The sequence below is a fragment of the Myxococcus sp. CA040A genome (assembly GCF_013336725.1).
Taxonomy (GTDB): domain Bacteria; phylum Myxococcota; class Myxococcia; order Myxococcales; family Myxococcaceae; genus Myxococcus; species Myxococcus llanfairpwllgwyngyllgogerychwyrndrobwllllantysiliogogogochensis.
Genome location: NZ_JABUMR010000010.1, coordinates 136155 through 157661, shown reverse-complemented (window position 1 = coordinate 157661; position 21507 = coordinate 136155). Strand labels below are relative to the sequence as shown.

The 21507-nt window shown below is 68.8% G+C and carries 18 protein-coding genes; 12 read left to right on the top strand and 6 right to left on the bottom strand.

The features are described from left to right. Positions 1-39: 39 nt before the first annotated feature. Complete coding sequence (locus tag HUA75_RS37750) at positions 40-1398, bottom strand: PEGA domain-containing protein (RefSeq protein WP_371746281.1); 1359 nt, start codon at positions 1396-1398, stop codon at positions 40-42. 218 nt (positions 1399-1616) lie between these two features. After that, a complete protein-coding gene (locus tag HUA75_RS37745; RefSeq protein ID WP_174489187.1) occupies positions 1617-3251 on the bottom strand; it encodes an Ig-like domain-containing protein in 1635 nt (544 codons plus the stop codon). A gap of 466 nt (positions 3252-3717) precedes the next feature. Between HUA75_RS37745 and HUA75_RS37740 the strand changes: the two genes are divergently transcribed. The 7 genes from HUA75_RS37740 to HUA75_RS37710 all read left to right on the top strand — a co-directional run bounded on the left by HUA75_RS37740 (position 3718) and on the right by HUA75_RS37710 (position 11521). After that, on the top strand, positions 3718-4722 hold the full coding sequence (locus HUA75_RS37740) for an SDR family oxidoreductase (RefSeq protein WP_174460556.1): 1005 nt from the start codon (positions 3718-3720) through the stop codon (positions 4720-4722). Between the two features lie 81 nt (positions 4723-4803). Further along, positions 4804-5808, top strand: a complete 1005-nt coding sequence (locus HUA75_RS37735; RefSeq protein ID WP_174489186.1) for a diacylglycerol kinase family protein — start codon at positions 4804-4806, stop codon at positions 5806-5808. Between the two features lie 53 nt (positions 5809-5861). Continuing rightward, positions 5862-6551 carry an NUDIX domain-containing protein gene (locus HUA75_RS37730; protein WP_141648624.1) on the top strand — a complete coding sequence of 230 codons (690 nt, stop codon included), beginning with the start codon at positions 5862-5864 and terminating at the stop codon, positions 6549-6551. Positions 6552-6826: 275 nt separating this feature from the next. Next, entirely contained in the window at positions 6827-7630 is an 804-nt protein-coding gene (locus tag HUA75_RS37725) for a protein phosphatase 2C domain-containing protein (RefSeq protein ID WP_141648623.1), read from the top strand. Positions 7631-7634: 4 nt separating this feature from the next. Next, positions 7635-9509: a hypothetical protein gene (locus HUA75_RS37720; protein WP_174489185.1), complete on the top strand. Its 1875-nt coding sequence runs from the start codon at positions 7635-7637 to the stop codon at positions 9507-9509. 36 nt (positions 9510-9545) lie between these two features. Beyond that, on the top strand, positions 9546-10610 hold the full coding sequence (locus HUA75_RS37715) for a nicotinamidase (RefSeq protein ID WP_174489184.1): 1065 nt from the start codon (positions 9546-9548) through the stop codon (positions 10608-10610). Positions 10611-10708: 98 nt separating this feature from the next. Then, positions 10709-11521, top strand: coding sequence for a hypothetical protein (locus HUA75_RS37710; RefSeq protein ID WP_141648620.1), 813 nt, complete (start codon positions 10709-10711; stop codon positions 11519-11521). Positions 11522-11525: 4 nt separating this feature from the next. Here the strand turns inward: HUA75_RS37710 and HUA75_RS37705 are convergent, their stop codons facing one another. Together HUA75_RS37705 and HUA75_RS37700 are read right to left on the bottom strand one after the other, a co-directional pair. Then, on the bottom strand, positions 11526-11927 hold the full coding sequence (locus HUA75_RS37705) for a hypothetical protein (protein ID WP_141648619.1): 402 nt from the start codon (positions 11925-11927) through the stop codon (positions 11526-11528). A gap of 68 nt (positions 11928-11995) precedes the next feature. After that, positions 11996-14740 (bottom strand): CARDB domain-containing protein, encoded by a 2745-nt coding sequence (locus HUA75_RS37700; protein WP_174489183.1) that lies wholly within the window; start codon positions 14738-14740, stop codon positions 11996-11998. Positions 14741-15264: 524 nt separating this feature from the next. Here HUA75_RS37700 and HUA75_RS37695 point away from each other — a divergent pair. Continuing rightward, positions 15265-16455 (top strand): glycosyltransferase, encoded by a 1191-nt coding sequence (locus HUA75_RS37695; RefSeq protein ID WP_174489182.1) that lies wholly within the window; start codon positions 15265-15267, stop codon positions 16453-16455. Positions 16456-16733: 278 nt separating this feature from the next. Here HUA75_RS37695 and HUA75_RS37690 read toward each other — a convergent pair whose 3' ends face one another. Next, on the bottom strand, positions 16734-17987 hold the full coding sequence (locus tag HUA75_RS37690; RefSeq protein ID WP_371746280.1) for a glycosyltransferase family 4 protein: 1254 nt from the start codon (positions 17985-17987) through the stop codon (positions 16734-16736). Between the two features lie 89 nt (positions 17988-18076). Here HUA75_RS37690 and HUA75_RS37685 point away from each other — a divergent pair, with 89 nt between their 5' ends. From HUA75_RS37685 to HUA75_RS37670, 4 genes are read left to right on the top strand one after another with little or no spacing between them, the layout of a single operon-like run. Then, entirely contained in the window at positions 18077-19009 is a 933-nt protein-coding gene (locus tag HUA75_RS37685) for a hypothetical protein (protein ID WP_174489180.1), read from the top strand. Then, complete coding sequence (locus HUA75_RS37680; RefSeq protein WP_141646373.1) at positions 19006-19659, top strand: hypothetical protein; 654 nt, start codon at positions 19006-19008, stop codon at positions 19657-19659. The genes HUA75_RS37685 and HUA75_RS37680 overlap by 4 nt, the downstream gene beginning before the upstream one ends. Next, complete coding sequence (locus tag HUA75_RS37675; RefSeq protein ID WP_141646374.1) at positions 19656-20030, top strand: hypothetical protein; 375 nt, start codon at positions 19656-19658, stop codon at positions 20028-20030. The genes HUA75_RS37680 and HUA75_RS37675 overlap by 4 nt, the downstream gene beginning before the upstream one ends. Next, on the top strand, positions 20030-21070 hold the full coding sequence (locus HUA75_RS37670) for a hypothetical protein (RefSeq protein ID WP_174489179.1): 1041 nt from the start codon (positions 20030-20032) through the stop codon (positions 21068-21070). The genes HUA75_RS37675 and HUA75_RS37670 overlap by 1 nt, the downstream gene beginning before the upstream one ends. Here the strand turns inward: HUA75_RS37670 and HUA75_RS37665 are convergent. Next, entirely contained in the window at positions 21060-21443 is a 384-nt protein-coding gene (locus tag HUA75_RS37665) for a serine/threonine protein kinase (protein ID WP_141646376.1), read from the bottom strand. The two genes, HUA75_RS37670 and HUA75_RS37665, sit on opposite strands and share 11 nt — an antisense overlap. Positions 21444-21507 lie beyond the last annotated feature (64 nt).

Sequence of the window (21507 nt, the reverse complement as noted above, 5' to 3'; positions counted from 1 at the left end):
GTGTCAGGCTTCCTCCCTCGTAGTCCGCGAGACGTGGATTCAGAAGGTGCCGGAGAAGCTGGCTGAGAAGTCCTCACCATTCGTGGCGACGCCCACCGAGACAGGCGGCGGCGCTTGGGGCGAGGGCGACAGAAGGAAGAGCACGGCCCCCGTGGCGACCGCCGCGCCTCCTCCGACGAGTAGTCCCGTGAGGAGATTGCTCTTCTGGACCAAGGAGCTCCGAAGCCGCAGCGCCTCCTGGTCCGAGGAGAGGATTCGACCGTTCTCGAGCCGCTTCTCCAGGTCGTCCACGTTCTTCTGCGCCAGGAACCGCACTACGCCCGCCCCGCCTAGCGCGGCCACGCCGGTGCCAATCAGGACATAGGAGGCCACGCGCAGTGCCGGTGTGGGTCGGTCCGCCGAGTCCGCGATGCCGTCCGAGAGAGGGTTCGGAGCGCTGATGTCCATGCCGCCTCCGTGCTGGGCGCCAGACTTGTCCGCGGTCACAGCCTGCTCCCAGGGAGCTCGCCCATTGGCGTTCATCACCACGAGGTTGGAAGGAGACCGACCCGTGGTCACGAAGTCCACCAGGGCGGAGAGTGCTTCCGCCGGGGCATCCAGGCCCTGCGTCTTGAAGCCGCCTTCGCGAAGCTTCTGACCGCCCTCGACATTGAGCACCGTGGCGGCGAACCACTTGGGGCCACTGCTGGGGCGCTCCAGGCGCACAACGATGACCTCTTCGACACCGAGTGTTCCGCCCAGACGGACGGCGTGACTGAGGGTCCGCTCCGCGCTGGCTTCGGGGATGGAGAGACAGGGGAACGGCGTGGCGGAGACGGAGCCCTCATAGGCGAGGTCCACGAGCAGTGGTGTGTCAGCGCCTTGCGCCTGAATCTGTCGAGGGAAGCTGATGGCCTCACCCTTCACAAGGGTGAGGTCATAGGCGCCAGCCAGCACGTCGAGAGTCAGCGGCGTCTGCCCCATCTTGATGCCGTCGAGGTACACGTCCGAGGTCGGCAATGTGGACTTCACCGAGAGCTTCACCTTGCGGGTGAGGTTCAGTTCCCTGCGCAGCTTGTCGAATCCCTGGCGCACCGAGGGCGCGAAATAGTCCGGGTCGAGCGCGTAGGTGGGCTGGAGTCGCAACACGCTTCGGAACGCAGTGTCGCTTTCCTTTTGTTTGCCCATGGTCCGATAGTTCAGGCCGTGCAGGAGCTGGGCGTTCACGTAGAGCTTCCAGCGCGCATCGCCCACGGGCAGGCGGTTGATTTGCTGGAGGGCTTCGTCGATAGCTATCGCGGCCTTGCCGTTGCGACTCTCGTAGAAGTGGTCCTGAGCGGAGTCGAGCTGCCGCTGGATGTCCTCGTAGCTTTTGGTGGGCTGAGGGAACAGCCGCTCACTGAAACCGGCCGCGCTCAAAACGTCCTGCTCCGGACGTGACACGAGAGCGCTGAGGAACGCATTGGCCTGGCTGCCCAGCTCCGCGTCTTTGCAGTCGCCACTCGCAACGACCAGTCGCCGCGGGGCTGAGAATGAGGTGAAGGGAAGAATACAACTCAGGATGAACAATGCGGACCGCATGGCATTCCTCCTGGAGGAGCTGGGGGCAGGGCGACAAGGTGAGGGCATGGCCGATTCTAGCGATTGGGGTGTGAGTGAACGACCAGCGTTCCACCGTCGGGGAGAGTGGTCACTACTTGGATGCCGTTGGAGTGTTGCGTAGGGGTAAAGGTCGAGAATGTCGCGGTCGGGATGGGGTGGGGTGCGGTCGAGCTGCTGGCGAAGTGAGACCACGACCCAGATATGCATTGCTCGATGTGGAAGACTGTTTCTGGCTGCTTCGCCCAGACCATCCACAACGTCCCATTGTCGTCGACTTCGAGGCGCGTCAAATCGGAATGACGAGCTATGGTTGGCTCGAGCGGCGGGCAATAGACCTTCCACTCATTGCTCTCCCAGATGTATGAACGCGCCTGCGTGGAGCCGCTAGTCGCTTGAGCGAGCCCGGTCAGAATCAGGTTGCCTTTTGGGGAAATGAAGAGGCGTTGGCTCCAACCGAAAGAGGGGTTGACGGAAGGTTGAGTTCCACGAAGAGGCTTCCACGTGGAGCCGTCCCATTGAACGACAGATGGTGCGGGTGTTCCGTCTGTCGCTCCCGTCACCCACAAGAACAGAGATTGAGAGGGGCCGGGCCTGATATCGAGCGGGTAGCTCGAAAGCATGCCGAGCTCCAAGTTGATGCTTCCTCCAACTCCTTCCCACGTTGTGCCCGTCCAGCGGTAGACGTAGGTGGTCTGTTCAGCGTCGGAGAAGAATGCAACGAACGGTTTTCCTGTCGCATCCAAATTCATGACCGGGTAAGTGCTGTCGGGGTGGGATGGGAGGATGCCTGTCGAACCCCCCAGGTAGTTCCATTGGTTTCCCATCCAACGCGCGACGTAGATGCGCTCGGACTCGTTGCTGCCTTGTCCTTCATGCCAGGCGATGATTGGTGAATCATCAAGAGGGTCGAACCTGAGGATTGGTTTGTATGGCTCGAAGCCACCTGCTCTGGCTTCCAGACCCCTCCCCAATTCCGTCCATTTGCTGCCAGTGTTGCCGTAGACTCGTAGCTGAGTGTGTGTCAGGAAATTCTCTGTTTGGACGATGATGGAGTTCCCTTGCTTGTCCGAGCCGAACCCAGAACGAGAGGAAGCAATGCTCCCCGAATTCTTGGCGAAGACGGGTCCAGCAGGCTCGAACAGCACCGCGGGGTGCTCCCAGTCCCACGGGCCTGCGGGAACATCCAAGGCATTCCCCGCCAGATCCGTTACGGCCGAAGTGAGCGCAATCGCCACCGCACTGGGGGCCAAGATGGGCGCTCCCGGCACCACCGTCATCGTCTTCCCATCCCCCGACAGTGACACCGTCCGGGCCACTTCCACCCCGCCCACGGTGAGTCGCACGGAGGCGCTCGTCACGGTGCTCGGCTTCATCGGCTCGGAGAACACGGCCTGGATGGGGCTCTTCACCCACACATCCTGCGCCCCCGGCTCCGGGGCCCGCGACACCACCCGCGGCGCCGTGCGGTCCACCACCACCACGCGCTCCTCTCCCGTGAACACCGTCTCCCCGAACACCACCCGCCCCCCCAACCGGTGCTCACCCTCCGTCTCCCCCGCCGTGTCCCACGCATACGCGTACGGAGCCTCCAGCACCGCGAGCACCTCTCCGTCCCGAAGCAACTCCACACGGTCCGGACGGTGCCCCGTCACCTCCAGGCCAATGTCCAAGACCCCCCTCGTATAGGCCGTCGCCTCAGGCGTGCGGATGCTCACCTCGCCCTGGACGGAAGTGATGCCCGGCACGTCGATACAGGCCGGCGCGGACAGGAGAACGGCAACCACCCAGGGCGGCAGGACAGGTCTTGGAGTGCTCATCGTGTGGTGTCAGTGCAGGCCGCGTTCCGTTGCCCACCAGACAGTCGCATGCCCATAACAGCCCTCTCCCTCTTCCTCCAAACCACCCCAACCCCTTGCTTTCAGGCCCGGACCCACCGGCGCGGAGTCGTTCCACTTCGGGTGCAATCCCCATGGCGCCGTCCCGGCGCTGGACTCCCGTCCGTGCTCCGGAACCGCTCTGCCGCCCGCTCTCCGGGGGAGCCCCCTGGGGCACGAGGCACTCGCCACCTTCATCCCCATCTTCGCTCAGGGCCAGGAGCCGCCAGCGCGCCGGCTCGCCCAACGGAGGCCAGGGAACATGAAACGGGCATGGAAGAACCGCGTCGTCGTCATCACCGGAGCGTCCAGCGGCATCGGCCGCGCCACCGCGCTCGCCCTCGCGAAGAAGGGCGCCCACCTCGTGCTCGCCGCCCGCCGCGAGGAGCCGCTCGAGGACCTCTCCCGTGAGTGCGTCTCCCTCGGCGTCCGCGCCGTCGCCGTCCCTACCGATGTCTCGGATTCCGCCTCCGTGCAGGCGCTCGCCCAGGAAGCCGTGCGAGCCTTCGGCCGCTTCGACGCGTGGATCAACAACGCCGGCGTCTACCTCATGGGCAGCCTGGAGGAGACCCCCGACGACGCCTTCCGCCAGCTCATGGAGACCAACTTCTTCGGCACCGTCAGCGGCACCCGCGCCGCCGTGACGCAGTTCCGCCGCCAGGGCCACGGCACCCTCGTCAATGTCTCCTCATCCTTCGGCTCCGTCACCGCCCCCTATGTCAGCGCCTACGTCGCCTCCAAACACGCCGTGCGAGGCTTCACCGCCTCCGTCCGCCAGGAACTCCTCGATACCGGCATCCACGTCTGCACCGTGATGCCCGCCGCCATCGACACGCCCCTGTGGCACCACACGGCCAACTACACCGGCTGGCGCGTGCGCCCCGTGGAGCCCGTCTACACCCCCGAACGCGTCGCCCGAGCCATCCTCCGCGTCCTGCGCCAACCCCGCGCCGAAGTCCTCGTCGGCCCCGCCGCCCGCGCCTTCGCCGCCATGCACGGCCTGATGCCGCGGACCTTCGAGCGCACCATGCACGGCGCCACCGAGGCCCTACACTTCGAGGACGAACGTCAGGGCGCCACCCCCGGCAGCCTGTTCCACCCCATGTCCGAGGGCACCGCCACGTCCGGCGGCTATCACTCCCGGAGCAAGCAAGCCCTGCGCCGCCTGCTCTTCGCTGGGGGACTGGTCGCCACGGCCGCTCTCTTGGGGAGGAGGGAGGCTCGGGGGCGGCTTGGCGCGCGCGTCGCCCACGCACTAGGGGTGTGAGACTCACATTGTCGTCACGGGCCTGGTCCATCGCGGGCCCGTGACCGGGCCATGACACGGCCCGGGGAAAGTCCCGCCGCCATGACCGACATCGCTGTCCTCGTCAATCTGCGTGCACGCCGGGGCTCCGAGGGAGTCGGCGGCCTGGTGCAGCGTTTCCTCCCCAAGGCCCGACTGGCGCTCACCCGCTCGCTCGAAGAGGCCCGGCACTGGATTTCCGAGCTGCGTCCCAACCCGCCCTCGCTCCTGCTGGCCGGAGGCGGTGACGGCACCATCACCGGTCTGCTCAACGAGCTGCGCGCGGCGGGTGTGGCCCTGCCGGCCATCGGCGTGCTCCCCATGGGCACTGGCAACGCCTGGGCGCGCGTGACGGGCGCCCCCCGTCCCGCCGTGGCGCTCAAGCAGATCGCCGCCATGCACGAAGTCCTGCCGCCCCTGCGTCCCTTCTCCCTGGTGCGCGTGGAGGGCAAGGTGGCGCCCTTCGCCGGCACGGGCTGGGACGCGGAGATGATTCAGGACTTCAAGGATCAGCTCTCCGCCGCGGGTCCGCTGCGCAGCCAGCAGGCCGGCCTGCGCGGCTACCTCACCGCGATGTTCACCCGGACGGTGCCTCGGCACATGTTCGGCTCCGGCACCCCTCGGGTGTCCGTCTACAACGTGGGCGAGCCCGCCCTCACCGTGGACGCTCGCGGCAACGTGATTCCGGTGCCCAACAGTGAGAAGGGCGCGCTCCTGTACGAAGGGCCCGCGGGCGTGGCCGGCGCCGCCACGACGCCCGAGTGGGGCTTCGGCTTCAAGGCCTTCCCCTTCGCCCAGACGGTGCCGCACCGGCTCTCCGTGCGCGTCTACAGTGCCGGCGTGCTGGAGGCGACGCGCAACATGTTCAAGCTGTGGCGCGGCGAGCACCCGCTGCCGCACATGCATGACTGGTTCGTCCAGCGCCTGCGCATGGACTTCGACCGCGACGTGCCCTTCCAGATGGGCGGCGACGTCATCGGCATGCGGCGCTCGGTGGAGTTCGACCTGGCCGAGGAGAGCGTCCAGCTCGTCGACTGGCGCAAGCTGTCCCGCATGGTCCAGGTGTAGCCCAGCGCGCTCTCGTTGACTCGGGTGTGCTCCGGACACTATGCCGGTGCGCCGTGAGCTACACCTACGAGTACCCGAGACCTTCGTTGACGGTGGACTGCGTCGTCTTCGGCCTGGACGACGATGACCTGAAGGTGCTGCTCATCCAGCGCGGGGTGGAGCCCTTCGAGGGCCGCTGGGCGCTGCCGGGCGGCTTCGTGAAGCTGGACGAGTCGCTCGAGGCCGCCGCGCGGCGCGAGCTGGAGGAGGAGTCCGGCCTGCGCCCCGGGCACCTGGAGCAGCTCTTCACCTTTGGAGAGCCGGACAGGGACCCTCGGGGCCGGGTCATCACCGTGGCGTACTTCGCGCTGGTGAAGCTCAGCGCCCACGCGCTGCGCGCCGCCACCGACGCCCGCGAGGCCGCGTGGTTCTCCGTCTGGGATACGCCCAAGCTGGCGTTCGACCACGCGGACATCCTCAACACCGCGCTGCAGCGCCTCAAGGGCAAGGTGCGCTACCAGCCCATCGGCTTCGAGCTGCTGCCGCCCAAGTTCACCCTCACCCAGCTCCAGCGCCTGTACGAGGTCGTGCTGGAGCGCGAGCTCGACAAGCGCAACTTCCGCAAGAAAATCCTGGCCATGGACCTGCTGGAGGAACTGGACGAGGTGGAGCAGGACGTCTCCCACCGCGCCGCGCGCCTCTACCGATTCGACCACAAGAAGTACCGCCAGCTCGAAAAGGCCGGCTTCAACTTCGAACTCTGACGCCCCGCTGTCCACCCGCGCACGGAGGCCCTGTCCTCCCGTCCGGCCTCCCATTGCATTGACACAGTGTCGTTCGGAAACTATGTTGGTGTCGTAGATACACGAACCCGGAGCGAGGCTCCGCGGGACAGCGCCACCAGAGGAGAGGCGCGGCCCGTGGAGTCCCTCTTCGGGGAGCGTGGGAGGCCGCCGCTCCCGGGGAGCCCGGGGGACAGGGCGCGTCACCTTGTCGCACCTTCGCCGTGCCGAGCCCGTTCGCGGGCCACGGGAGAGCCATGTCCTCGCTTCCCTTCGATGTCGCCGCCGCCTCCGTGCAGGGCCGGGAGCACGCGAGGGCGGGGCGCAACAACCAGGATGCCTGGTGCGTGCGCGCGAGTGAGCACGGGCTGGTGGCGGTGGTGGCGGACGGTTGTGGCAGCCAGCCGTGCAGTGAGCTGGGCGCGCAGCTCGGCGTGCGGCGGGTGGCGCAGGCGGCGCTGGTGCGACTGGCGGAAGACGGGCGTGTGGATGAAGCCGGGTTCCTTCCCGGGCTGCGAGAGGACGTGCTGTGTCTGTTGAGTGAGCTCCGGCGGGAGCTCGGTCGCGACACCCTGGGGGACTTCCTCTTCACGGTGGTGGGCGCGGTGCTGACGCCCTCTCACACGCTCGTCTTCTCCGCGGGAGATGGGGTGTGGTGCCTCAACGGCGAGGTGCGGGTGCTGGGGCCCTTCGCGAACAATGCACCGCCCTATCTCGCCTATGCCTTGTCGAGTGGAGCGCAGACGCCGCTCGTCGCGCAGGCCCTGGTGCCGACGCAAGATGTGCGGGTGTTGATGCTCGGGACGGATGGAGTCTCGGACCTGGCGAAGCTGGCGCAGACGCGCCTTCCCGCGAGCGACGAGCAGGTGGGGGAGCTGTCGCGGTTCTGGACGGAGGACCGCTATTTCACGAACCCGGATGCACTGCGGCGCCGGCTGGCGATGCTCAACCGCGAGCACGTGCGCGCCGACTTCGAGGCACGGCGCCTGGAGCGTGCACCAGGCCTGCTCGCGGACGACACGACGATGGTGGTGCTCCGTCGCCGCATGGGGAGGGCGTGAAGCCATGGACCTCTGGCTCGAAGGCAAGAAGGTGCGGCTCAATCCCGCGAAGGCGCTGGGCAAGGGCGGCGAGGCGGATGTGTTCGACCTGGGCAAGGGGCGTGCGCTCAAGGTGTTCAAGCAGCCCGAGCATCCAGACTACACGGGGCTCGCCGTCGAACAGGCCGCCGCTCGCGCTCGCCTGGACGAGCATCAACGCAAGCTGCGCGCCTTTCCCACGGGCCTGCCGGGGAGGGTGGTGACGCCGCAGGCGCTCGCCACGGATTCCACGGGACAGAGGGTGCTGGGCTACGCCATGCGCAAGCTGGACGGCGTGGAGTCCCTGCGTCGCTTCGGCGAACCCTCGTTCCGCCGCGTCGGCGCCACGTCCGCTCGCGCGGTCGAAGTGCTGTGTGGGCTGCATCGGACGCTCGCCGGGGTGCATGCCTCGGGCGTGGTGGTGGGCGACTTCAACGATTTGAACGTGCTGGTGACGGGGCACGCGGACGCGCACCTCATCGACGCGGACAGCTTCCAGTTCGGAGGCTTCCTGTGCTCGGTGTTCACCGAGCGCTTCCTCGACCCGGTGCGCCTGGGCGGCGCGACGAGCCTCATCCCCACGAGGCCCGCGTCGGAGGCGAGTGATTGGTATGGCTTCACCGTGGCCGCGATGCAGTCGCTCCTGTGCGTGGGGCCTCACGGCGGCGTGTACCGGGCGAAGTCCCCGGCGGCGCGGGCGACTGCGGCGGGGCGGCTGCTCCAGCGCATCACCGTCTTCCATCCGGAAGTGCAGTACCCGAAGCCCGCGCTCCCGCTGCGCACGCTGCCGGATGACGTGCTCCACCACCTGCACCGCGTCTTCGTGGAGGACCTGCGCTGCGTCTTCCCGCTGCCGTTGCTGGAGGGCCTGCGTTTCACCGCGTGCGCGTCGTGCGGCGTCGAACATGCGCGGAGCGCCTGCCCCACGTGTCAGCCCCACGCGGTGGCCGCGAGCACACCCGTCACCTCGACGCGCGGTCAAGTGACGGCGACGCACCTGTTCTCCACGCGCGGCGTCCTGGTGCACGCGAGCGTGGAGGAGGGAGTCCCACGCTGGCTGTACCACGCGGACGGAGCCTATCGGCGCGAGGACGGACGTGTGGCGTTGCGCGGACCGCTGGACCCCTCCCTGCGCTGGTCGCTGCAAGGGGACGCGACGCTGGTGGGGCGTGACGGCGTGGTGGCGGTGCTCGTCCCGGAGCGCGCGCCCGAGCGACTGAGCGTGGACGCCCCCGAGGGGCGCCCGGCCTTCGCCGCCAATGCGAGACATCGTTACTGGGCGGTGGGCGGCGGACTGTGGCGAGACGGCGCGCATGGTCAGGAGCGCATCGGCGACGTGCTGGAGGGACAGACGCGTTTGTTCGTGGGGACCCGCTTCGGTCTGGGGTTCCACCGCGCGGGGGGACTGAGGGGCGCGTTCGTCTTCGATGCGGAGCGTCTGGGATTGCGAGACGGACTCGTGTTGCCGTGGCCCTCGGGACAGCTCGTGGACGCGGACTGTGTCTTCGACGGGGCGCTCGCGTGGCTGTTCCTCGCGGAGGAGGCGGCGGGGCGCACACGGCACCATTGCGTGGCGGTGGGCTCGGACGGCGTGGTGCGCGCGAGCGGCGTGGCGGAGGCGGGGGATGGCTCGTGGCTGGGCGGCGCGTTCCGGAGCGGACGGTGCGCGGTGGGGGAGGCGCTGTTCTGCGCGACGGACGCGGGCCTCACCCGCGTGGAGCCACGGGAAGGCCGGCTGGAGGCCGTGCGCGAGTTTCCGGATGCCGAGCCCTTCGTGGACTCGGGTTGTCAGCTCCTGCTGACTCGGCAGGGGTTGTTGGTGGTGGGCAGGCAGGACCTCACCACGCTGCGGATGGCGTGAGCGGACACATTGAGTTCTTCACATGGGGGTAGCGCGATGAAGAAGCACCTGAAGGAACTTCCGATGCCTGGCTTCTACCGGGCGGACCACGCGGGCCAGTACAGCTACGGCCCGGACGCGGGAAGGCTTCAACTGGAGGCGGGCGCGTGGCGGGGCGCGCATGGAGTCACTTCGGCGGCGGCGGATGGGTTCAACCTGCACCTGTTGCTCATCGACGTGCAGAAGGACTTCTGCTTCCCGGAGGGCTCGCTCTACGTCGCGGGGCGCAGCGGACGCGGCGCGGTGGACGACAGCCGCCGAATCGCGGAGTTCATCTACAAGAACCTGGGCACGCTGACGAACGTCACGGCGACGCTGGACACCCACTTCGCGTACCAGATTTTCTTCCCGTCCTTCTGGGTGGACCAGGATGACAAGCCACTCACGCCGTACCGCGAGGTGACGCGCGAGCACATCGAGCGCGGGCAGGCTCGGCCCAACCCCGCGATGGCGAAGTGGCTGTGCGGCGGCAACTACCCCTGGCTGCTCAAGCAGGTGAAGTACTACTGCGAGGAGTTGGAGCGCGCGGGGAAATACACCCTGTACCTGTGGCCGCCGCACTGCCTCCTGGGCGGCGACGGACACGCGCTGGCGGGCGTGGTGCAGGAGGCGCGGCTGTTCCACTCGTACGCGCGCGGCATGCAGTCCTGGGCGGAGGTGAAGGGCGGCAACCCGTTGACGGAGAACTACTCCGTGCTGCGGCCGGAGGTGATGGGCCGACATGACGGCCAGCCGCTGGCACAGCGCAACACCCAGTTCCTCAAGACGCTGCTGACGGCGGACGCGGTGGTGATTGGCGGCCAGGCCGCGAGCCACTGCGTGAAGAGCTCCATCGACGACCTGCTCGGAGAAATCGTCGCGCAGGACGCGGCGCTGGCTCGCAAGGTGTATCTGTTGACTGACTGCATGTCCGCGGTGACGGTGCCCGACGGCAAGGGTGGCTTCGCGGCGGACTTCACCCCGCAGGCGGACGCGGCCCTGAAGCGCTTCGCGGACGCGGGCATGCACCTGGTGAAGTCCACGGACCCGCTGGCGAGCTGGCCGGACCTGCGCATCAGCTGAGCTGTCTTTTCATCACGCATATCAAGACCCGACCTTGCTCCGAAGAGAGCGGGCGGGCGGAGCCCTGCCCTCGGACCGGGGGAGAAAGTGAGCTGGACATGAGCAGCACGAGCAAATCGACGTGGGGTGGCCAGACGGCGGTGACGAAGCTCTTCGAGGATGCGCACGCGGAAGGGGTGTTGAGCCCCGCGGGATTGCAGGCGCTGTCGGTGGTGGACCTGGGCGCGCAAATCCAGGCGGGGCTCGGCGTGCGGGTGGAAGACGTGCAGGCCAGCGAGGTGGTGCTGGTGACGGTGATGCCAGACGACTCGGGGAGCATCTCCACGAGCGGACACACGAAGACGGTGTGCGATGGGCACAACCTGGTGCTCGACTCACTGCTGGCGAGCAAGCAGAAGGACGGCGTCCTCTTCCACACGCGGTACCTGAATGGCCACGTGCTCAATCCGTACCGGCCGCTGGAGGACGTGGTGCGGATGCACTCGAAGAACTACAGCGCGGACCAGGGCACGCCGCTGTACGACCAGGCGGTGGTGCTGCTGGGCACGGTGCTGGCGAAGTCCCAGGAGTTCAGCGGCAACGGCGTGCCAGTGCGCACGGTGACGTTGCTGATTACCGACGGCGCGGACATGCACTCGAGCCGCGCCACGGCGAGGGACGTGGCGGCGGTGGTGAACGACCTGCGTCGCGCGGAGAACCACATCGTCGCGGCGATGGGCATCGATGACGGGAGCACGGACTTCCGGCGCGTGTTCCAGGAGATGGGCATCGAGGACCAATGGATTCTGACCCCGGGCGAGACGGCGCAGGAGATTCGCGCGGCCTTCCAGGTGTTCAGCCAGTCCGCGGTGCGCGTGAGCCAGGGGGCCGCGAGCTTCAGCCGCACGGCCCTGGGTGGCTTCGGCCGGTGAGGCGCTATTCGTCCTCTTCTTCGATGTCGCTGAAGACGAACTGGGGAGTGTCGGACAGGGCTTCGAGCACGGCGATGCCCGGCCCAGCATCCATGACTCCTACGGCGTTCGTGTCGAGGTAGATTTCAATGTACCGGGCGTGCTCCAGGTCCTTGACGAGCCTCCAGCGGATGCCGCTTGGGGGAAGCATGTCGCCCTTGCGGTAGCAGGCGACCTCGAAGGAGACGGGGGTGGAGAGCCGTGCCGGGTCGCCTCGGAATATCCGGGCGATGCGTCCTTCCACCACGGCCTCGCCCGGGGTGACGGGCGGGAGCTTGACGCGGTCTACCTCGAGCTGGACGTGCAGCTTCGCATGCAGGGCGCTGCTGACATCGCGACGGGCATAGTCGTCAGGAGAGAGGGCCATGCCCAAAGCCTACCCTGACAAGGCCCGGAGAGGGTTTGCTCCCCGGGCCTGCTGACTCCTTGCGTGACTCAGTGAACGCGGGCGGGCGGCAGGTTGGACGGCACCAGGCCCACGGACTTGAGGCCCGCCGTCGGCGCGCATACCAGCGCCTTCAGGTCATCGGCGCGCCGTGTCAGGTCATCGAACGTGCGCACCGACTTCGTCACCGGGTCCGTCACCGTGGTGCCTCGCAGGTAGGGTGACAGCGCCGCCGTCGTCCCTCGCGTTCGAGGGGCCACATGGACGAACTCCGTCTGCGTCTCGCCCGCGTGGCAGCCGCTGCACGTGTTGAGGGAGAACTTGTGGCGCACCTCGTTCGCCACGTTCGGCGCGCGCCAGAAGAAGTCCAGCGGCACCAGCGAGTGGGCCGCCAGGAACGGGAAGCCTCCCATGCTGTCGGGCACCACATGCCGCTCCGCGAGCACGTCCGCGCTGTTCTCCGTCAGGAAGGTGGCCAGCAGTTGCGTGTTCTCGAAGTGCAGCGCCGGCGTCAGCTTCATCGTCGTCGGCATCAGGCCCAGCGGCGAGAGGATGAACTCGCGCATCTCCCACGGCTCCGCGAGCTCGATTTCATTGGTGCGAATCTGGTTCAGCGCGCTGCCCTCGTGCCGACCCGTCATCACCCCTCGCTTCGAGAAGCGGTCCGTGAGCGCCTGGAGCTTCGCGTTGTAGCCCGCGTTTCCAACCTTCAGCGTTCCCAGCTCATGCCAGTCCGTGGCCCAGCGCTGGATGGACTCCGGCGTGGTTCCGGGCAGGGCGTACTCGAGGATGATGGTGAACTCGAGCGGCACACCGCTCGGGTCCACCACGCCGAAGATGAAGCGCCCCTCTCCCGCCTGGAGACCCTGCTCGCGCAGGTCGATGCGGTTGACGATGGCCAGCAGCCGGAACGGCGCCGAGTTGAAGTCCAGCGGCGCCGACGGCCCACCACTGCGCGCCTCCCACGGCCCCAGCACGCGCGTCTGCATCTCCGGACGCGGCGGAATCTCCAGCCCGTTCACGTTCTGCTTCGCAAGCCACGTCTTCAGCCACGCGCGCACCATTGGCGACGGGTCCTGCCCACCGGCCAGCTCGCGCATCACCGTGCCGAAGTGCCACGGCCCACCGGGCGCCGTGCGCACCGGGTCTTCGACGACGGACAGCGCCGTAATCATCAGCTCGCTCGGCTTGTCGATGGTGCACTGGCTGGTGGGCTGGCACACCGTGCGCGACTCGCAGCCGTTGGACGGCTTGCCGTCGCAGTCGTAGTAGCCCGGCGCGCAGGTGTGGCCACACGTCGCCGCCACGCAGACGCCGTCCGCATAGGGGCCGTCCTGGCAGGTGTTGCCACAGGTGCCGCAGTGGTTCGGGTTCGCCGTCAGGTCCACCTCGCACCCGTTGGAGGAGCGGCCGTCACAGTCCGCGGTGCCCGGCGGGCAGCGGAGCTCGTACGCGGGCCCTTCCGCGCATGTGGACACGTTGCCCGAGGCGTCCTTCGCCGCGAGGAACACGCGGTGGCTGCCTCCGGCTCCGAAGGGCGCGGTCGCGGTGAAGCGTCCCTCCGCGTCCGCCTGCACCGTGCGCGCGGGCGTTCCCGTGCACGCGACGTCGATGAAGATGCCCACGGTGGAGTGGGGCTCGGCGGTGCCCGTGACGACGAGCTGGCGGCCGTCGTTCAGGTATTGCCACTTCACGTCCGTGACGCGGGGCGGGGCCGGCGGCGTGCCGTCGTTCTGGTACTCCAGGGGATTGGAGCAGGGAGACGGCGTGGAGTAGCCGCCCGAGTCCTTGGCTCGCGCGGACACCGTCACCTTCTCGTCCCTGGCCACGTTCATCTGGGCGAAGAAGAAGCCGGCGCCATCCGCGGTCAGCGTCTGCTCCGCGGTGCCCTGGCAGGTGGCGTTCCTGAAAATCTCGACGGTGACGCGCGGCTCCGCGCGGCCGTTGAAGACGGGCTGGAGGCTGCCGCCGGGTGACCCCGGGCTGGTGCTGATCAACACCGGGGCAATCCGTGGCGTGCCGTCGCCGTAGGGGTAGTCCACGGTGGGGCTGCAGGGCGAGCCATTGCCGACATCGTCATAGGCGCGCGCGGACCAGGTGGCTCCGGGCGTCGTCGGGACGTCGATGGGGACCTCGCAGTAGGCGTTGCTGCCCGTGACAGTGCTCGCGACTTCCTGGCCGTAGCAGCCCGGGCCCTCGTACACGCGCACCGTGGCGCCTGCCTCGGTGTGGAGGCTGAGGTTTCGTGGCCTCCCGATTCCGGCCTGCGTCCAGGCGGGCGCGGGCGTCTCCGGAGGCGTGCGGTCCACGCGGACGGTGTTGCCGAGGCGGACGTTGTTGTCCTCGCGAGTCTCCGTGGCGGCGCCGTCTGGATCCACCCTCGCGCTCAGGAAGTAGCTGCCCTCGGGCGCGGCCCGCGCGCTCACCGAGACGGAGACTTCCCGACATTCGCCGGAGCGGAGGGAGAGGCGGGTGCTGGTGGCCAGGAGGATTTCGCTCGTGCCGGGAGCGGCGGTGGCGGTGAGGAAGAAGGAGGCCTCCGTCGAGCCGGCGCCGCCGCCCTCGTTGCAGAGGCGCGCCCGGGCTCGCAGCTCGCCCGCGCCGAGGGCCGAAGGGCCGGAGACGGACTCCACCTGGAAGTCGGGACCGCCGGACTCGGTGGGGTCGGGCTGGGTGGGGTCGGGCCAGGGTTGGGTGGGGTCCTCGTCCCAGTCCCAGTCGGGCGCCTCGGGCTCCACGATGCAGCCCGCGAGTGTTCCCGCGAGCGCGATTGCCCACCAACGACGCGCGTGCATGTGTGACGTGCCTCCGGGGGAGCCTAGGGGTCCGGCCTTGCTGCGGGGATGGCTCCACCGTGCCCCTGGACGGGGGGCGGCGGGGTTTATTCACGGACAGCGCCAGGAACCCTCACGAGGGGGTGGCGGCGGACGGGCCCATCCCAGAACGAACGTCTCTTCTGGGGGACTGGCTCGCCGTGCCGCAGCTGTCGCACATCTCTGGAGCCCTCGGATTGAACGTGGCCCACGCGTCGTCGCAGTCCCCCGCGTTGGGCGCCGGTCCGTTGTCTTCTCAAGGGGTGCTCCTGCCGTGCTCCAGGGCCCGGCCTCTTGGACGCCGAGCACGGGGGACGGACCTCCCGCGGGGGCGTGGGGTTGGGTCGACACCCAATGGGGGAGGGTCGTTGAATGGTGTGTTTTGTGGATGTTCAATGAGGTCGTCTGGCTTTGAGTACTGTCATGTTTTGTTTGTCCAATGGGGACGGAGGGTGCGGTGAGATTCCCGTCGGGTGGACCGCCCCTGGCCGGGTAGATTCGGGCCCATGGCTGGCTCTCCCCGCGTCCTCCTCCTCGCTGAACGCTTCCCTCCCGATATCGGGGGGCTTGCTCGCAGTGGCGCTCGCACCGCTGGCGCGCTGGCGCGACTGGGCGCTCGGGTGGACGTGCTCGCGTGGACGCGCACGGCGGCTCCCGGGGCGCTGAGCACGCTGGAGGACGCGGGCGAGGTGACGCCGTTTGCTCGCGGAGTCACGTTGCATCGGCTGGGCCTGTTCGGGAGCAGTGACTTGTCGATGCAACACACGCTCGACGTGCTCGACTTCCTACACACGAAGCGGCGCTATGACCTGGTGTGGGGTCACTACCTGTCGCCGCCGGGCTTTCTCGCCGTCGTCTTCGCCGCCTCGGTGGGGATTGCGTCCACGGTGAGTGCTCGGGGCAATGACGTGGACCAACACATGTTTCCTCCCGGGGATTTCGCCCGGCTCCTATGGACGCTCCAACGCGCGGATGTGCTCACCGCCGCTTCCGCCGACCTGGGAAGGAAGATGGGGTTGTTGCTCGGGAAGGACGCGCAGGTGGAGGTCATCCCCAACGCCGTCGATACCGAGGTGTTCTCACCGGGCCCGGCGGACCCGGTGCTGCGCGAGCGGCTCGGTATCGCCCCGGGTGAGGTGGTGCTCGGGTTCTCGGGGGAGCTGCGTCACAAGAAGGGACTGCCGTTCCTGCTCTCCGCGCTCACGGAGGTGAGGCGTGCCCGGCCCGCGTGTCTGCTCGTCATCGGGGAGGTGCGTCCTCGCGACGCGGAGCACCTCGTTGCCTACCGTGCCGAGCATCCCGAGGACGGTGCTCGCATCCTCGTCTCCGGTGCGCTCGAGACACCGGAGGCCATCGCCGCGCACCTGCGCCTTTGTGATGTGTATCTCCAGCCGTCACTCTGGGAGGGGATGCCGAACGCGCTGCTGGAGGCGATGGCGTGCGGCTGCCCCGTCATCGCCAGTGACGCCGGTGGCATCCCCGAGGCCGTCGACCACCAGCGCAACGGTTTCATCGTGTCCAAGGCCCTGTTGAATCACCTGGGGCAGGCCTGTCTCGACGTGCTGTCGCTGTCCCCGGAGCACCGCGCCACGATGGGCGCCGCCGCGCGCAGGCGCATCCTGGAGCGGTTTCAATCCGACGCCGAGGCGGAGGTGCTGCGCCGCGTGCTGGCTCGCGCGGTGCCCAGGGTGGGCTGAAGGCTCGCGCGACGCTCGCCGTAGGTTCCCGACGCGTGAGGCGCGCGATGCGCCGGTGTTACTTGGAGGCTCAGGCGGTGCGTGCCCGCGCCTTGCCGCTGCCTTGCGATGTGCGGCTGTCACGTGAAGACGCGGACCGCGTGTTTCCGCGTCTTGCCGCCGCCTTGCGATGCTCGGCTGTCACGTGAAGACGCGGACCGAGTGTTTCCGCGTCTTGCCGCTGCCTTGCGAGGCCGTGCGGCTGCTGAGCCGTGTGCTCGGACGCGCCGAGCAACGGTTCACCCTTGCTCTGCTTCGGGACTCAGGCCCTCGTGCCTCCTCTTCATCCCGAGCTGCTCTTCATACGCCACCACCAGCGCCTCCCGCGCGCGCGCCCAGGTGAAGTCGCGCTCCACGCGGGCCCGGGCTCTCGCGCTGAGCGCGGGCCCCAGCGCTGGATTCGCTCGCAGGTCCTTCACTGCCTCCGCGATGGCCTTCGGTGAGCCCGGCCTCACCAACAACACCTCATCAGGCTCCGCGAGCGTCCGCACCACCGGCAGGTTCGACGCGATGACCGGCGTGCCCGAGGCCATCGCTTCCAGCAACTTCAACGGACAGCACCCCTGCACGCAGTTGCGGTCATTCACCGGCAACGGCACCAGCACCGCGTCGCATTCATGATGCAACGCCGCCAGCGCGTCCTGCGGCATCGGCTCGCGCAGCTCCACCGCGCCCTCCAGTAGCAGATCTCCACACCGCTCCATCAGCACCCGTCGCTGGTGCTTGCGCAGCGGCCCCACCAGCGTCAGCACCGCGGGCACCTCCGCGCGCAGCAGCCTCAACGCCTCGATGACGTGGTGCACTCCCTGCCACGACGTCATCGTCCCGCTGTAGAGCAGTCGCACCGGCCGCCCCGGCTCCAGCCCGCGCGGTGTCGCATGACGAAACACCTCCAGCTCCACGCCGTTCGGAATCACCCGCACGCGCGAAGCCTCCGCGCCCCGCTTCACCAGGTACTCCGCCGTCACCTCGCTGGGAGTCACCAGCAGGTCCGCGCGCGCGATGCACACGTCCTCCTGCGCCACCAGCTTGAGCATCAGCTCCGCGTCTTCCGCTACGTCCGGGTGGTGATATTTCAGCTCGATGGACGGCAGCCCGTTCACCTCGAACACCAGCGCGTCCGTCAGCGCTTCCTTCCTGCGCGCTACCGGGTAGCCCTCGAAGATGGAGCGCACGTGGACCACCGAGGCCCGGGGCCTGTCCCTCCACCACGCCGCCAGGTGCGTGCGGAACGACAGCGCCTGCGCCACCAGGTCTCGCCCCCGCGCGTCCATCGGGTGATACGTCACTCCCTCCACGAGTGGATGCGGGGTCGCGCTCGCGGTGGGTCCGTCTCGGAGCGCCAGCAGGTCCACGCCCCCGAAGGCCGCGCCCAGGGCCTCCACGAAGGCCCGGATGTGCACGGCCGCTCCCTTGGGCGCGGGGAATCGGTCGAAGGAGGCGTAGACGATGCCGGACGCGGAAGCCACGGCCCGCGTGGTATCGCGGCTCACCCGGCTCGGCAAACCGGGAGGTTTGCCCCTCTCCCCGCCGACCCATACACTCCGCGCTCGTTCCTGGCTCCGAAGGGGAGCTTTCCGCCTTGGCCTTCGACATCGACCGCTTCCGTGTGGAGAAGCGCTACCGCAACACCGCGCCCGTCTCCGAGCTGATGGAAGACCTGGGCTTCCTCGCGCGCTTCGACGGGGAGATGGCTGTCCTCAAGCGCCAGTGGCAGCGACGGGCCTTCATCGTGGGCGGCGTGGGCGTGGGCCTGTTCTTCCTTTCGTCCCTCGCCAACAACCTCCTCGACTCCGAGCAGCCCGCCCCCTCGTGGATGAACGGCTTGCTGCCAGGAGGCATCGGCCTGCTGGTCGTCGCGGTCGCCCTCCTGGTCAAGGCCTCCCGGTTCGGCCGGAACGACCTGGAGGACCGTCGCTACGGGCTGCCCACGCTGTTGCTGCGACGGCTGGGCCGCGACATCGCTCCCGAGGAGCCCGTGTCGCTGGAGCTGGACTTCCATCCCATCGACCACAAGGCCAAGTGGAAGCGCAAGGGCATGGCGGGCACGTGGAAGACGAATGAGTTCGAGGACCCGTGGCTGTCGCTCCAGGCCCGCCTGCGCGATGGCACACACCTGCGCCTCGGCATGACCGAGTGGCTCCAGAAGCGCTCCCGCACCAGGCGCAATGCGCGGGGCAAGTACAAGATGAAGAGCAAGCAGAAGAGCGGCACGTACCTCCAGGTCCAGCTTCGCGTGAAGCCGGAGCGCCACCCCGAGCTCACCCGGTTGCAAGGCGCGGCCCGCGAGGCGGTGAAGCTCCCGCCGACGGTGGCGCTCACGAAGTTGCAGGTGTCCGAGGACCGGCTCAGCCTCCGCGCCCGGATGGACTCCGATTGGGAAGCGACGGAGACCGTGTCCACGCAGTCGCGGGACGCGACGCGCGCGTGCCTCATGATGTTGTTGAGCCTCTACCAGGTGCTCAACTTCTCCACCTCCCAGCGCAAGCACCACCCCGCGAGGGCTTCCCGATGACGTTCCGCGCGCTCCTGCTGAGCCTCCTCCTCACCGCCGCCTGCTCGCGTCCCTCGAACTCCGAGGCCCCGTCGACCCAGACGCAGGCCGCCTCCGCGGGCGACGAGGTGCCCCTCCCGGGCAAGCTCAAGTTCAAGGACGCGGACGACCGCGAGCGCTTCTCGCTCAAGCCCAAGGACGACGGCGCCAAGCTGGTGGACGGCGACGACCGCGAGCTGGCCCGCTTCAAGTGGAAGGGCACCGCCCTCAAGGTGTCCGGCCCGGATGACACGGCGCTGGGCTACGTCCTCGGCTCGGCGGGTGGCGCGCTCACCGTGCGCGACGGAGCGCAGCGGCAGGTGCTCTACACCCTCGCGCGACAGGGCTCCGGCTGGCGGCTCACCGACGCGAAGGGCGCGCTGCTCTACACCGTGTCCTCGGACGACGAGGGCGCGCGCATCCAGGATGCCTCCGGCACCGAGGTCGCCCGCGTGAAGGTGCGCGAGGGCAAGGTGTCGCTCCGGGAGCCCGGTGGCAAGACGCTGCTGGCCACCAAGTCGCTGGTGCGCGCGGACGCGGCGGCTTGTCTCGCCTTCGAGAAGCTGGACCTGCCCTTCCGCGTGGCGCTGCTCCACCAACTCCAGACGCCGCCGTCCGAGTCCGCGCCATGAGCCCCTTCTCCAACGAGGGCTGTGAGGTGAGCACGGGCTTCCTGTTCTCCCATCCGTGTGGACTGCCCGCGGGCGCCCTGTGCCCACGCTGCGGCAAGAGCGTCTGTGACGCGCACCTGACGACCCAGCAAGAGGCGCTCGTCTGCACGGGCTGCGCGATGTTGGGCGACGAGGACCCGGAGGACGACGGCTCGACGACCACCGACTCGGACGACGCGAGCGCCTACTACGACGACTACGGCTACTACGGGTCGGGCTCCTCGTGGGCGCGGGGCTCCTCGAAGGACCCGCACGACTTCACCGAGGCCGACGGCGAGAGCCTGCGGCACGAGGACGACTCCTCCTTCGAGGAGGACCTGGGCGGAAGCTGATGGCGGGCGCGCGCTGGCTCATCTACGCGTTGGGCGGAGGCATGGGTCACTTCACCCGGGCCTGTGGACTCGCGCGCGTGGCGGCCCGACGGGGACACCGCGTCACCGTGGTGACCAACAGCGTCTTCGCTCCGGACGTGCCGCTGGAGGACGTGCTGGGCGCCGGAGCCCATGTGCACCGGCTGAACCCGGACCTGGCCAAATCCGCCGTGCGCGAGGCGGTGGAGTGTCTGCTCGACGGCGTGCGCCCGGAGGTCCTCGTGGTGGACACCTTCCCGCGCGGCCTCGCGGGGGAGCTGGCGCCCATGCTGCCCGGACTGCGCATGGGCAAGGTGCTGGTGCACCGAGACTTGAATCCCACGTATGTGGCGCGCTTCAACGTCGCGGCGGCGGTGGAGGACTTCGACCTGCTGCTCGTCCCCGGTGAGGACGCGCCCTTCTCCCAGCACCCTCGCGCCGTGCGCACCGCGCCCTGGCTCCTGCTGGAGCGCGATGAATGGCTGAGCCGCGCGCAGGCCCGTGAGCGGCTGGGCGTGGCCGCGGATGACCTCCGACCGCTGGTCGCGGTGATGGGCAGTGGCAACGCGGAGGAGGTGGCGGAGGCGGGCGCCATCGCCACGCGGCTCCAGGAGCGACTCGGGGCTTCGGCGCCGGTGCGGTGGCTGGCGCCTCCGGGGCCCTGGTTCCCCGTCCGCGCTCCGAGCAGCGGCGCGCCCGAGCGCAACGTGCTCCAGCCCGTGCGCGTGTGGCCCGCGCTGGCGGTGATGCCCGGGGTGGACATCCTGGTGGGCGCGGGCGGGTACAACACCGTGCAGGAGGCGCGCGTGACGGGCACGCCGCTGGTGGCCCTGGCTCGCGCTCGCCGCTACGACAGGCAGGCGGTGCGGCTGCGTCCGGAGGAGCTGGCCCGCACCGAAGCGGAGTTGATGGAGCGAGTCGCCGCGCTGGTGGGGCCCCGCTCCGCGCGCGCGCCGGAGACCTACTCCGGGGGCGCCAGGGACGCGGTGGCGCTCATCGAGCGCACCGTGCTCAATGCTTGAGGTCCTTGTGGCCCGGCGCCGGGTCGATGCCGTGCGCCATGATGAAGTGGTAGACGACCTGCGGGTCTTCCTTCGGCCCGCTCATCAGCTCCACCAGGAAGTGGCCCTGCGTGCCTGAGTCCGGGTCCGGGGCCACGTTCACCTCGGTGACCTCGCGGCCCGCGAGCACCAGCTCCCCCACGAGCACCTTCCCCTTGAGCACCTGGATGATGTGCTGACGCTCCTCCTCCAGCAGCAGCCAGTGGAAGTCGTCGTGGTCATACAGCATCGCGTCGACGGAGCCGCACCGGAGGATGCATTGGGTGTGTTCCTGGAGCCAGCGCCAGAAACCATCGAATTTCAGGGTACGTACCGGTTGGGGGAGCATGTCCATGGTGACCTCGCGCGCGGGGGGCAGGGGGGCTCACGCTCGCCCGCCACGTCCGGCCTTCCCTAGC